The 13,508-nt window shown below is 56.7% G+C and carries 10 protein-coding genes and 1 pseudogene; 5 read left to right on the top strand and 6 right to left on the bottom strand.

Annotated elements, in window-relative coordinates; genetic code table 11:
• Nucleotides 1-83: 83 nt before the first annotated feature.
• The 4 genes from gyrB to dnaA all read right to left on the bottom strand — a co-directional run bounded on the left by gyrB (nt 84) and on the right by dnaA (nt 6,260).
• A complete protein-coding gene (gene gyrB / locus PGH32_RS19640) occupies nt 84-2,492 on the bottom strand; it encodes a DNA topoisomerase (ATP-hydrolyzing) subunit B (protein WP_314423939.1) in 2,409 nt (802 codons plus the stop codon).
• A gap of 17 nt (nt 2,493-2,509) precedes the next feature.
• Nucleotides 2,510-3,595, bottom strand: coding sequence for a DNA replication/repair protein RecF (recF, locus tag PGH32_RS19635; protein WP_314423936.1), 1,086 nt, complete (start codon nt 3,593-3,595; stop codon nt 2,510-2,512).
• A gap of 170 nt (nt 3,596-3,765) precedes the next feature.
• Nucleotides 3,766-4,866, bottom strand: a complete 1,101-nt coding sequence (gene dnaN / locus PGH32_RS19630; RefSeq protein ID WP_105595322.1) for a DNA polymerase III subunit beta — start codon at nt 4,864-4,866, stop codon at nt 3,766-3,768.
• A gap of 2 nt (nt 4,867-4,868) precedes the next feature.
• Nucleotides 4,869-6,260: a chromosomal replication initiator protein DnaA gene (gene dnaA / locus PGH32_RS19625; RefSeq protein ID WP_314423933.1), complete on the bottom strand. Its 1,392-nt coding sequence runs from the start codon at nt 6,258-6,260 to the stop codon at nt 4,869-4,871.
• A 638-nt stretch (nt 6,261-6,898) separates the two neighbouring features.
• Between dnaA and rpmH the strand changes: the two genes are divergently transcribed.
• The 5 genes and pseudogenes from rpmH to mnmE all read left to right on the top strand — a co-directional run bounded on the left by rpmH (nt 6,899) and on the right by mnmE (nt 10,765).
• Nucleotides 6,899-7,039: a 50S ribosomal protein L34 gene (rpmH, locus tag PGH32_RS19620; protein WP_003023858.1), complete on the top strand. Its 141-nt coding sequence runs from the start codon at nt 6,899-6,901 to the stop codon at nt 7,037-7,039.
• A 17-nt stretch (nt 7,040-7,056) separates the two neighbouring features.
• Complete coding sequence (gene rnpA, locus PGH32_RS19615; RefSeq protein WP_105595320.1) at nt 7,057-7,416, top strand: ribonuclease P protein component; 360 nt, start codon at nt 7,057-7,059, stop codon at nt 7,414-7,416.
• A pseudogene (gene yidD / locus PGH32_RS19610) lies at nt 7,380-7,638 on the top strand (membrane protein insertion efficiency factor YidD). Before rnpA ends, yidD begins: the two are co-directional and overlap by 37 nt.
• Nucleotides 7,639-7,640: 2 nt before the next feature.
• A complete protein-coding gene (gene yidC / locus PGH32_RS19605; RefSeq protein WP_314423907.1) occupies nt 7,641-9,284 on the top strand; it encodes a membrane protein insertase YidC in 1,644 nt (547 codons plus the stop codon).
• A 116-nt stretch (nt 9,285-9,400) separates the two neighbouring features.
• A complete protein-coding gene (gene mnmE / locus PGH32_RS19600; RefSeq protein ID WP_337894895.1) occupies nt 9,401-10,765 on the top strand; it encodes a tRNA uridine-5-carboxymethylaminomethyl(34) synthesis GTPase MnmE in 1,365 nt (454 codons plus the stop codon).
• 76 nt (nt 10,766-10,841) lie between these two features.
• On the opposite strand, the gene PGH32_RS19595 is transcribed toward mnmE, so the two are convergent.
• Together PGH32_RS19595 and PGH32_RS19590 are read right to left on the bottom strand one after the other, a co-directional pair.
• Nucleotides 10,842-12,170 (bottom strand): ABC transporter substrate-binding protein, encoded by a 1,329-nt coding sequence (locus tag PGH32_RS19595; RefSeq protein ID WP_314423902.1) that lies wholly within the window; start codon nt 12,168-12,170, stop codon nt 10,842-10,844.
• Between the two features lie 46 nt (nt 12,171-12,216).
• Nucleotides 12,217-13,494 carry an SfnB family sulfur acquisition oxidoreductase gene (locus PGH32_RS19590; RefSeq protein WP_337894894.1) on the bottom strand — a complete coding sequence of 426 codons (1,278 nt, stop codon included), beginning with the start codon at nt 13,492-13,494 and terminating at the stop codon, nt 12,217-12,219.
• Between the last annotated feature and the right edge of the window lie 14 nt (nt 13,495-13,508).

Genomic DNA, 13,508 nt, shown 5'->3' with positions numbered 1-13,508 from the left:
GCAGAGGCAGAGGCAGAGGCAGAGGCAGAGGCAGAAAGGATAATTCAGGGGCGGCCTGAAGCAAGCCGCCCCTGCATTCGGTTTTAGATATCGATGTTTGCCGCCCGCAGGGCGTTTTCTTCGATAAAGGCACGGCGTGGTTCAACCGCATCACCCATCAGGGTGGTAAACAGCTGATCGGCCGCGATGGCATCTTTCACCGTCACGCGCAGCATGCGGCGGCTGCCTGGATCCATGGTGGTTTCCCACAGCTGTTCCGGGTTCATTTCACCCAGACCTTTGTAGCGCTGTACGGACAGGCCACGGCGTGACTCTTTCACCAGCCAGTCCATCGCCTGCTCGAAGCTGGCTACCGGCTGACGGCGCTCGCCGCGCTCAATGTAGGCATCTTCTTCAATCAGGCCGCGAAGTTTTTCACCCAGCGTACAGATTTTGCGGTACTCGGCACCCAGCATAAATTCCGTATCCAGCGGATAGTCGGTATCCACACCGTGGGTACGAATGCGCAGCACCGGCTCAAAGATATGCAGTTCGCGGTTTTCACGCACTACGCCGGAATAGCTGCTGCCGTGCTGCTCTTTCTCGTTCAGCCAGCTCACCAGGTTATCCAGCCAGCTTTGCACCGATGCTTCAGCAGAGAGATCGCTCAGCGTTGGGTTGTAGATCAGCGCATTCAGCAGCGCGACCGGATAGCGGCGCTCCATACGTTTGATCATTTTACGCGTGCTGTTGAATTCAGCCACCAGCGACTCCAGCGGCTCACCGCCCAGCGCCGGCGCGCTGGCGTTGGTGTGCAGCGTGGCTCCATCAAGGGCGATAGCAATCTGGTACTGATCCATGGCTTCATCGTCTTTGATGTACTGTTCCTGCTTGCCTTTTTTCACCTTATACAGCGGCGGCTGTGCGATATACACGTGGCCACGCTCGATGATTTCCGGCATCTGACGGTAGAAGAAGGTCAGCAGCAGGGTACGGATATGCGAACCATCGACGTCGGCATCGGTCATGATGATGATGCTGTGATAGCGCAGTTTATCCGGGTTATATTCGTCGCGGCCAATACCGCAGCCCAGCGCGGTGATCAGCGTCGCCACTTCCTGCGAAGAGAGCATTTTGTCGAAGCGCGCCTTCTCCACGTTGAGGATTTTACCCTTCAGCGGCAGAATCGCCTGGTTTTTACGGTTACGACCCTGCTTGGCTGAACCGCCTGCAGAATCACCCTCCACCAGGTAGATTTCAGACAGCGCCGGGTCGCGCTCCTGACAGTCGGCCAGTTTGCCCGGCAGGCCCGCCAGGTCCAGTGCACCCTTACGACGGGTCATTTCACGGGCGCGACGTGCGGCTTCACGCGCACGGGCCGCATCGATAATTTTACCGACCACGATTTTCGCATCGCCCGGATTTTCCAGCAGGTACTCGCTCAGCAGTTCGTTCATCTGCTGCTCAACCGCCGTTTTCACCTCAGAGGAAACCAGCTTGTCTTTGGTCTGCGAGGAGAATTTAGGATCCGGGACTTTCACCGACACGACGGCAATCAGGCCTTCACGCGCATCGTCACCGGTGGCGCTGACCTTGGCCTTCTTGCTGTAGCCTTCTTTGTCCATGTAGGCGTTCAGCGTACGGGTCATTGCCGCACGGAAGCCGGCCAGGTGCGTACCGCCATCCCGCTGTGGGATGTTGTTGGTAAAGCAGTAAATATTTTCCTGGAAACCGTCGTTCCACTGCAGCGCCACTTCCACGCCAATGCCGTCTTTCTCGGTAGAGAAATAGAACACGTTTGGGTGAATAGGGGTTTTGTTCTTGTTCAGATACTCCACAAACGCCTTGATGCCGCCGTCATAGTGGTAGTGATCTTTCTTATCGTCACGCTTATCTTCCAGCCTGATCGACACACCGGAGTTCAGGAAGGAGAGCTCGCGCAGGCGTTTAGCCAGGATTTCATATTCGAAATCGATGACGTTGGTAAAGGTCTGGTGGCTTGGCCAGAAACGCACGCGGGTACCGGTAAGTTCGGTTTCGCCGGTCACGCTCAGCGGTGCCTGCGGCACGCCGTGCACGTAAATCTGCTGGTGGACTTTGCCTTCGCGACGGATCGTCAGCTCCAGCTTTTCAGACAGGGCGTTAACAACCGAGACACCCACGCCATGAAGACCGCCGGAAACTTTATAAGAGTTGTCATCAAATTTACCGCCTGCGTGCAGCACGGTCATGATTACTTCGGCAGCGGAAACCCCTTCTTCCGGGTGAATACCGGTCGGGATCCCACGGCCATCATCCTGCACGGAAACAGAGTTATCGGCATGAATGGTAACAACAATATCAGAGCAGTAGCCGGCGAGTGCTTCGTCAATGGCGTTATCCACGACCTCGAAGACCATGTGATGCAGACCGGTACCGTCATCCGTATCGCCGATATACATACCAGGGCGCTTGCGTACAGCATCAAGTCCTTTCAGGACCTTAATACTTGAGGAGTCATAAGAATTCGACATCAACGTTTCTCGCTCATTTAATCTTCAGGTTGAACCGCTATTTTACCCTGTTCCACGTGGAACATCTTGCCCTTTTCGTCAGCCATATCGAACACATGTTCAGTGCCGATGGCACTGACGAAAACCTGGGCCTGAGTGGCTTTCAGACGCGACGCCAGCAGCTGTCGACGCGTTTCATCCAGCTCAGAGGCAAAATCATCTATCAGATACAGGCAACGACGCCCGCTCTGTCGGGTGAGAAACTCACCCTGCGCCAGCCTCAGGGCGCACATCAGCAGCTTTAGCTGGCCGCGAGACAGTAAATCTTCCACCGGCGTCCCTTCGGCACGAATGCGAAAATCCGCTTTGTGCGGGCCGCTGGCGGTATAGGTCAGTGCGCGATCCCGCTCAAACTGACGTTCAAGCAGTTCCGCGTAGTCGCTCTCTTTATCCCAGCCGCGCTGGAAAGAGAAACTCAGCTCAAATTCGGGTAAAAACTGCGCGCAGGTCGTATTAATATCGGCGGCGATCGCTTCGCTGTAGGCCGCACGCCAGGCGCTTATCTGTTCGGCCAGCGGTGCCAGTTCGCGATCCCATGCCTGGATCTGCTGGTAGCGCGTCACCTGACGCAGCGCGGCGTTGCGCTGCTTTAACAGCCTGCGCAGATTGTTCCAGGCGTTAAAAAAGCCCGGCTCGTTGTGGAAGCAGCCCCAGTCAATGTACGCACGGCGAAATTTCGGTCCGCCGTTCAGCAGGGTAAAACCCTCCGGCGTGATCAGCTGCATCGGCAGCATCTGCGCCAGCTCGGCGACTTTGTGGCCGTCGCTACCGTCAATACGGACTTTGCTGTCACCGGCACGATTTTTAGTCAGACCGACCGAGATCTCACGTTCAGCACCGCCGATACGGCCGTGCAGCACAAAAGCATCCTGGTCATGGCGGATCACCCGACCGGCCTGCAGGCTGCGAAACGCTCGCCCGTGGCCAAGGGTATAGATCGCTTCCAGCACGCTGGTTTTGCCGCTGCCGTTGGGGCCAACAAGGAAGTTAAACCCCGGGGCCAGCGTCAGATCCGCATTTTCGATATTGCGAAAATCTTTAATAAGCAGGCGGGTTAAAGCCATAATGAATCCAGCGTGAAGGGGATTTTACCTGACATATGCGATCCAGGCCGTCGGCGGCGCAGCCAGTCTGGTTACGGCCAGCGCACAGAACTTGGGAGCATACTGAAGTATGTGACCAAGTGCGAGCACTGCCCGGGACCAGAATGGCAAGTAAGCCAGGCCGATATTGTCTATAATCTCATCGGCATAACAACGTAGGCCGCACTCTGGCTCGCTGCATCTTCAATCTGCACGCTGGAAACCGAGTCGGTCAGCAGCAGACGCACGTTTTCACACTTGAGCGCGTTCAGCACGTCCAGTACGTAGCTGACGTTGAAGCCGATTTCGAGATCGGTGCCGCCATAGCTGACATCCAGAATCTCTTCCGCTTCTTCCTGCTCCGGGTTATTAGCGGTGATTTTCAGCTGATTTTCGCTGATATACAGCCGCACGCCGCGGAACTTCTCGTTGGAAAGAATGGCCGCGCGGGAAAATGCCTGCTTAAGCAGATCGCAGCTGGCGTCGAGGGTTTTGTCCGGGTTTTTCGGCAATACGCGGCGATAATCCGGGAAACGACCGTCAACCAGCTTCGACGTGAAGATGAAGTCGCCAACGTGCGCGCGGATATTATTGCTGCCGATCTGTACCTGCAATGGCGTATCGCCGCCGTCGAGCAGGCGGACCAGCTCAATCACCCCTTTACGCGGCACTATCACCGAATGGTTAGGCAGAGACTGCCCCACCGGCATTGAGCAGACCGCCAGACGGTGGCCGTCGGTGGCCACGGTGCGCAGCTCTTCGCCTTCGGTTTCAAACAGCATACCGTTCAGGTAGTAGCGGACGTCCTGATGCGCCATCGAAAACTGCGTGGCTTCGATCAGGCGCTTCATGGTTGCCTGCGGCAGGGTGAATTCCACATCGATCTGCCAGTCGTCCAGGTTCGGGAAGTCGCTGGCGGGCAGGGTGGAAAGCGAGAACCGGCTGCGGCCGGAGCGCACCAGCATTCTGTCACCTTCCAGAATCACGGTGATCTCCGCGCCTTCGGGCAGGCCACGGCAGATATCAAAGAATTTACGGGCCGGGACCGTGGTGGCGCCCGGCTGATGGTCCTGGGTCAGCGCCACGCGCGCGACCATTTCCATCTCTAAATCGGTACCGGTCAGCCGCAGGGTGCCTTCATCTACCTGCAGCAGCAGGTTACCCAGGATCGGCAGAGTAGGGCGGCCGCCCAACGGGCTGCTGACCTGCTGTAATGGCTTAAGCAAACGCTCACGTTCTACAATAAATTTCATAGTCAGGAAGATAATGTTCTGATTAGATTTGAGAAATCTTCTTTAATGTCGTGACTCTCTTCACGCAGCTGCTCGATTTTACGGCAGGCATGTAGCACGGTGGTATGGTCACGACCCCCGAAAGCGTCGCCGATTTCCGGCAGACTGTGGTTGGTCAGCTCTTTCGCCATCGCCATCGCCATCTGGCGCGGACGGGCTACGGAGCGGGATCGCCGCTTCGACAGCAGATCGGCCACTTTAATTTTATAATATTCGGCAACCGTCTTTTGAATGTTGTCGATAGTGACCAGCTTTTCCTGCAGTGCCAGCAGATCGCGCAGCGCTTCGCGAACGAAATCGATGGTAATCGCCCGGCCGGTAAAGTTGGCGTTGGCAATGACGCGGTTCAGCGCCCCTTCCAGCTCGCGGACGTTAGAACGCAGGCGCTTGGCAATAAAGAACGCCACTTCACCCGGCAGGCGGATGTCATTCTCATCCGCTTTTTTCATCAGGATCGCCACGCGGGTTTCCAGCTCAGGCGGCTCGATCGCCACCGTCAGGCCCCAGCCAAAGCGGGATTTAAGACGATCTTCTACCCCGTTGATCTCTTTCGGATAGCGATCCGAGGTCAAAATGATCTGCTGATTACCTTCCAGCAGCGCATTAAAGGTATGGAAGAACTCTTCCTGCGAGCGCTCTTTATTGGCAAAGAACTGAATATCATCGATCAGCAGCGCATCAACGGAACGGTAATAGCGTTTAAATTCTTCAATAGCGTTATTTTGTAAGGCTTTTACCATGTCCTGTACGAAACGCTCGGAGTGCATATATACCACTTTCGCATTGGGCTTGCGCGCCATTATGCCGTTGCCTACCGCATGCAGCAGGTGCGTTTTACCGAGGCCCGTACCGCCATACAGAAACAACGGATTGTAGGCACCGCCCGGGTTATCGGCCACCTGACGCGCCGCCGCGCGCGCCAGCTGGTTAGATTTACCCTCAACGAAGTTGTCAAAGTTGTGCTTGGTATTCACGTTCGAGCGGTAAGACAGCTCCGCCGGCGCAGGCAGGCTGTCCCAGCTTGGGCGAACCGGTGCCGCACGGCTGCCGAAACCCGGCGCACTCGCCTGTGCGCTGGCCATCACCGGCTGGCTGACGGGCTGCGCCACCGGTTTGCTGCCGACTTCAAATCGCAGCAGCGGAACGTTTGGCCCGCAGAAGTCATTCAGCAGTGCATTGATATTATTCAGGTATTTATCCCGAACCCAGTCGAGTACAAACCGATTTGGTGCGTATAATGCCAGCGTGTTGTCATTCAGTTCGGCCTGCAAGGGGCGTATCCACATGCTGAATTCGGTGGCAGGTAGCTCATCCTGCAAACGGGCAAGACACTGTTGCCAAAGCGTAAGTGACACGGCGGACTCCACTCGAAAAAAAATTCGATAAGAAATAATAAGGGCGCTGAAGCGATAATTTCATCATTGTTGACGCATGCCGATGAGACGCATGCGAACCGTTATCTACGGTTACTCCACTCTAGCCCGGCATCCTGGAAGCATGCGGTTAGCAAGACGACCCGGAGGATCGTTAGCGGAACGGCGGATCATAGCGTAAACCGCCGCAGAGATCTTCACTTTCTACACAGTTTTGATCCAATTTATCCACAGGCGCATACAACGCAGATTAGTTTACGCCACCCTGCGCAAAAGACATTCAGGATCGTCTGCATTCAGTGAAATTTAATGGTGCCATCACGTTATTGCCGCAAATTTGATGTAACGGGATCGCGAGATGATCCTGCACGATCCTTGCGCTTTTTATTAGAGGCCGTATAATTCTTGCCCCGGCGTGCTGCGCCGTGGCCCTTATGGCTGTTTTTGCGGGTCAAAACGGGCAATCAGGGCGCGGTTTTCACGCGAAGTAAATTGACTCTGGACTGTACAATTATTACAATCCCGCCTCTTTATTAAAGATACACTGAGGCGTCGGTCGGTTTTTCGGGCCAGTTAACGCGTCACTAAGTGAAATTATTCAAGTTTAGGTAGAAATCGCCATGAAACGCACTTTTCAACCGTCCGTACTGAAGCGTAACCGTTCACACGGTTTCCGTGCTCGTATGGCAAATAAAAATGGTCGTCAGGTTCTGGCACGTCGTCGTGCTAAAGGCCGTTCTCGTCTGACCGTTTCTAAGTAATAAAAGCTAACCGCTGAGTGGTTAAGCTCGCATTTCCCAGGGAGTTACGTTTGTTAACTCCCACTCATTTCACTTTCGTCTTCCAGCAGCCACAACGGGCTGGCACGCCGCAAATCACCATTCTCGGCCGCCTGAACACGCTGGGGCATCCCCGCATCGGTCTGACCGTCGCAAAAAAACATGTTAAACGCGCGCATGAACGCAATCGGATCAAGCGATTGACCCGAGAAAGCTTTCGCCTGCGTCAGCATGAACTTCCCGCAATGGATTTTGTTATTGTGGCGAAGAAAGGGGTTGCTGACCTTGATAATAAGGCTTTGACGGAAGCGTTGGAGAAATTATGGCGTCGCCATTGTCGCCTGGCTCGCGGTTCCTGATCGGGCTGATTCGCGTCTATCAACGCGTAATCAGCCCGCTATTAGGACCTCATTGCCGATTTCATCCTACCTGCTCGCAATACGGAATTGAGGCATTGCGCAGGTTTGGCGTGATAAAAGGGAGTTGGTTGACGATGAGACGCATATTAAAATGCCATCCTTTGAACCCAGGTGGCGACGATCCGGTACCGCCAAACAACCATTGATACCAGAGAACATTAACGATGGATTCGCAACGCAATCTCTTTCTCATCGCTTTTCTGTTCGTGTCTTTTATGATCTGGCAAGCCTGGCAGACGGATAATAATCCTCAGCCATTGCAGACTCAGACCACGCAGACCACGACAGCAGCGGGTGATGTCGCTAACCAGGGTGTCCCTGCCAGCGGCCAGGGCAAAACGATCACCGTTAAGACCGATGTCCTGTCTTTAAGCATTAATACTCGCGGTGGTGATATTGACCAGGCGCAGCTGCTGACCTATCCGGACTCACTGGGTTCCGATAAGCCTTTCCTGTTGCTGGAAAACACCCCTGAATTCCTCTATCAGGCACAGAGCGGCCTGACCGGTCGTAACGGCCCGGACAACCCGGCAAACGGCGGTCGTCCTCTTTATACCACCACTCAGGATAGCTTCGAGCTGGCCGACGGCCAGGGCGAACTGCGTATCCCGCTGACCTATACCGCTGAAAACGGCGCGGTCTACACCAAGACCTTTGTGCTGAAGCGCGGTGAATACGCCGTTGGCGTGGACTATCAGATCAACAACGCCACCCAGCAGCCGCTGGAAGTGTCGATGTTTGGTCAGCTGAAGCAGACCATCGATCTGCCTAAGCATCGTGATACCGGCAGCAATAACTTTGCGTTGCACACCTTCCGTGGTGCGGCTTACTCCAGCAGTGAGACCAACTACGAGAAGTATAAATTCGACAAAATCAGCGAGAACGAAAACCTCAGCACTACCACCACCAATGGTTGGGTGGCGATGCTGCAGCAGTATTTCGCCACCGCATGGGTACCGCAAACGGCGGGCAGCAACACCCTTTACACCAGCAACCTGGGTAACGGTATTGCGGCAGTCGGCTTCAAATCTGCACCGGTGACTATCGCCGCAGGTTCTCAGCAGGATCTGAAAGCGACCCTGTGGGTTGGCCCGGAAATTCAGGACAAAATGGCGGCGCTTGCGCCACACCTTGACCTGACCGTGGACTATGGCTGGCTGTGGTTTATCTCTCAGCCGCTGTTTAAGCTGCTGAAGTTCCTGCACAGCTTTATCGGTAACTGGGGCTTCTCGATTATCGTTATCACCTTTATCGTTCGTGGCATCATGTACCCGCTGACCAAGGCGCAGTACACCTCCATGGCGAAAATGCGCATGCTGCAGCCTAAGATTCAGGCGATGCGTGAGCGTTTAGGCGATGACAAACAGCGCATGAGTCAGGAAATGATGGCGCTGTATAAGTCTGAGAAAGTGAACCCGCTGGGCGGCTGTCTGCCTCTGGTTATCCAGATGCCTATCTTCCTGGCGCTGTACTACATGCTGATGGGCTCGGTTGAACTGCGCCACGCGCCGTTCGCCCTGTGGATCCACGATCTGTCAGCGCAGGACCCGTACTACATCCTGCCGATCCTGATGGGTATCACGATGTTCTTCATCCAGAAGATGTCGCCGACCACCGTGACCGACCCGATGCAGCAGAAGATCATGACCTTTATGCCGGTCATCTTCACCGTCTTCTTCCTGTGGTTCCCTTCCGGTCTGGTGCTGTACTACATCGTCAGTAACCTGGTGACCATTATCCAGCAGCAGCTGATTTATCGCGGCCTGGAAAAACGTGGCCTGCACAGCCGCGACAAGAAGAAAGCGTAAGAGTAAAAACTCGCGGCACCTTTTTACGGCTGCCGCGTGCTAACAACGTGCGCACTGTTTACACTAAGGCGGTCATTCAGACCGCCTTATTTTTTTGTATCAAAAGAGAGTTAACCATGAGCCATAGCGATACGATTGTTGCCCAGGCGACGCCGCCAGGACGCGGCGGCGTAGGGATTCTGCGCGTTTCCGGTAGCAGAGCGGCGGAGGTAGCACAGCTGCTGCTGGGCAAGCTGCCCAAGCCGCGCTACGCCGACTATCTGCCGTTCCGCGACGCCGACGGCAGCACCCTCGATCAGGGTATCGCGCTGTGGTTCCCCGGCCCTAACTCTTTTACCGGCGAAGACGTGCTGGAGCTGCAGGGCCACGGGGGTCCGGTGATCCTCGATCTGCTGCTGAAGCGCATCGTGGCGCTGCCCGGACTGCGCATCGCCAACCCGGGCGAGTTCTCCGAGCGCGCCTTCCTCAACGACAAGCTGGACCTGGCCCAGGCGGAAGCGATTGCCGATCTGATTGACGCCAGCTCCGAGCAGGCGGCGCGCTCGGCCGTTAACTCGCTGCAGGGCGTTTTCTCCACCCGCGTTAACAACCTTGTGGAAGCACTTACTCACCTGCGGATCTACGTGGAAGCGGCCATCGACTTCCCGGATGAGGAGATCGACTTCCTCTCCGACGGCAAAATTGAAGCGCTGCTGCACAGGGTGATTGCCGATCTCGACGGCGTCCGTGCCGAAGCGCGCCAGGGCAGCCTGCTGCGCGAAGGCATGAAGGTGGTGATCGCCGGGCGCCCCAACGCCGGTAAATCCAGCCTGCTCAACGCGCTGGCCGGGCGCGATGCCGCCATCGTCACCGATATTGCCGGCACCACGCGTGACGTACTGCGCGAGCATATTCATATCGACGGCATGCCGCTGCATATCATTGATACCGCGGGCCTGCGTGAAGCCAGCGACGAAGTGGAACGCATCGGCATTGAACGTGCCTGGAAAGAGATCGAACAGGCCGACCGCGTGCTGTTTATGGTCGACGGCACCACCACCGGCGCAACCGGGCCTGCGGAGATCTGGCCGGACTTTATTGCCCGCCTGCCTGAAGCGCTGCCGATCACCGTGGTGCGTAATAAAGCCGATATGACCGGTGAAACGCTGGGCATTACGGAAGTAAACGGTCACTCACTTATTCGCCTTTCCGCCCGCACCGGCGAAGGCGTGGACGTGCTGCGCGAGCATCTGAAGGCCAGCATGGGCTTCTCGGGCAATATGGAAGGGGGATTCCTGGCCCGTCGCCGACATCTTCAGGCTCTGGAACTGGCGGCAGAGCATTTGCAGCAGGGCAAACATCAATTACTGGGAGCCTGGGCCGGTGAACTGCTGGCGGAAGAGCTGCGCCTGGCGCAGCAAAGTCTGAGTGAAATCACCGGAGAATTCAGCTCCGACGACCTGCTGGGAAGGATTTTCTCCAGCTTCTGTATTGGTAAGTAACGGTCACAAGCCAGCCATTAAGTGAGCATTTACTGACCTGCATTAACGGACTGTTAATGCAGGGTTTCCTCAATAATTACTGTTCAGCCTGGCAGTTACGCGGCGTAATATTATTTTCCTTCGCGTAAGCGCTGGCGGATTTCTCAATGATTGGCCGCAGCAGCGCCCAGTCCGGTGAAATCCAGTCGCTTATCACTTTCCACTGGCTGCCGTCCCACTGCTGGAAGGTTACGCGGCCCTGGCCTTCGTGGTCCTCACAGGTCACGTTAATCGAGTGGAACAGGCCTTTCGCGCCCAGCGCTTCCACGCGGGCAGCGTCAAGCTGCAGATGCTCGAAGCCCCAGCGGATTTCGTCGCCGGTCAGCGTGCGGTGGCCAAACTTCTGCTGCGCGATGCGGATAGCCTCAACGTTCAGAATGCCGTTAACAATGCCGAGGTTATGATAGACGCTGCCGATGCGTTTCCGATCCTGCAGATTGCCCTTACCGGCACCGTACACCTTATCAATAATCTCTTTGACCACCGGATACACCGAGCCGGATGCCTGGGTGGTCAGCGCAATATAACCCTTCGCTGCGTTACCCGCCGGGATCACGTCCTCTTCTGAGTTAGACCAGACGTTACCGATAATATGGTCCGCCGGATAACCGACCTTCTGCGCGGTTTTCAGCGCCACCGGGTTCATCACGCCAAAGCCGCGCAGCACCACATAATCCGGTTTTGCCCGGCGAATGGTCAGCCACTGCGACTGCTGTTCATTGCCCGGGTGCGGCACTTCAATCTGCTGTACTTCAAAGCCGTATTTTTTCGCCAGCAGCTCGAAGATCGGGATGGTTTCCTTGCCATACGGCGAACCGTGGTACAGCACGACAATTTTTTTACCCTGCAGCTTGTCCAGACCGCCCAGACGGGTGCCGATAAATTTGATGATCCCCGACGTTTCGCTGTACGGGTTAAGCAGCAGCGGGAAAACATACGGGAAGACGCGGCCGTCGGTCGAGTCGGTGCGGCCATGATCGATGGTAATCAGCGGCGTTTTATCGCGGGTGACGTCATCGATCATCGCATAGGCAATGCCCACCGAAAGCGGGTTCCACGCGGCAACACCGGGGCGACTTTTCTGCCGCTTATAGCACTCCACGCCGCGCTCCACTTCGTACTGGGTTTCACACTCGTCCCAGGTAAGCTTAACGCCGTTAACTCCGCCGTCACGCTGATTGATCAGCTGTAAGTAGTCAATAAACCCGCCGAAGAAGCCGCTGCCGGCGGCGGCATAGGGGCCGACGCGATAGCTCTGTAGCGGGAAATACTGTTCATCCGCCCTGGCGCTGAGCGAGAGCTGCGCCAGCAGCAGCGTAACCCCGACGAGAAGCCGGGTAAGCGATATCACCTTCATTTTTATCATTTTCATGCCCTGTTATGAGTCGAATTATTTTTGTCCGGCGAAACCATCAGCTCCAGGCGTGCAGCGGGGGATTGACCCCGTTCAGCGCATAGTTGCCGAGGATCGCGTACTTCCAGCGCACCGGATCGTGCAGCGTGTGGGTACGGGCGTTACGCCAGTGGCGGTCGAGGTTGTGCTCGGCGAGGGTGGAACGAGTTCCCGCCAGTTCGAACAGGCGGTTGGTTGCCTCGATGGCGATCTCGGTGCTCAGCACCTTGGCTTCCGCCACGGCAATCTGCGCTTTTGCCACGTTCTCCGCCGTGGGCTCGGCTACCGCGCGGTCGATCCACAGACCCGCTTTTTCCTGCAGCGCCTCGGCGGCGTGCAGCCGCAGGGTCAGATCGCCCACGCGCTGAATGGTATAAGGATCGTCGGACGCGCGATCCAGCCCGCTGTCCACCCACGGACGCGATTTCTCGCGCACGAAGCGGATGGTTTCGTTGATGGCCGCTTCGGCGATGCCGGAATCAATCGCCACCTGCACGATCTGGAAAATCGCGCCGTCGGCGCTGGGGGCTTCATAACCTTTATAGCCGGGAACCAGATGGGTTTTCGGCACCCGCACGTTATCCAGCAGCACGGTGCCGCTGGCGGTGGTGCGCTGACCGAAGGCGGACCAGTCGTCGATCACCGTCAGACCCGGGGCATCGCGGTCGGCAATGGCGTACCACGCCCGTCCCTGGTCATCCAGCGCCACAATCGGTACCAGATGCGCCAGCAGCGCGCCGCTGGAGTAGAATTTTTTGCCGCTCACCCGCACATGATCGCCGTCATCAACGAAGCGGGTTTCGAAATCCGCCGCGCGCTTGCTGCCGAACTCAGAGAAAGCATTGCCGAAGCGCACGCCGCTGAGCACCTGAGCAAACAGTTCGCGCTGCTGTGCTTCATCGCTGACCGTGCGGATCGCCGCCACCACGCCCAGATGGTTTTGGGAGATCTGCGAAATGGACGGATCGGCGGCGGCAATGATCTGCACCACCTTCGCCAGCGTAGCGTAGGAAACTTCCGGGCCGCCAAAGCGCTTCGGCACGTTGATCGACCACAGCCCGCTCTGGGAAAACGCGTCCAGCTCGGTAATCGGCAGGATGCGGTCGCGATCGCGCTCGGCGGCGGTGAGAACAAACTGCGCGGCCAGTTCGGTAGCCACGCGGATCGCCTCTTCATCGCTCTGGATAATATGCGCGGGCTGCGCCGGACGCGGATAGCCGGGCACGCCCTGCGGGGCCGTATCGGGGCGGTGTTGTTGAGATGTGGTTACTGCGTTTTCGGTCTGAAGCGTACTCATCGGTCTTCTCCTGT

This window comes from Erwinia sp. SLM-02 (assembly GCF_037450285.1).
Lineage (GTDB): Bacteria > Pseudomonadota > Gammaproteobacteria > Enterobacterales > Enterobacteriaceae > Erwinia.
The sequence above is the reverse complement of the archived record's forward strand: the minus strand, read 5'-3'. Positions and strand labels throughout refer to the sequence as shown.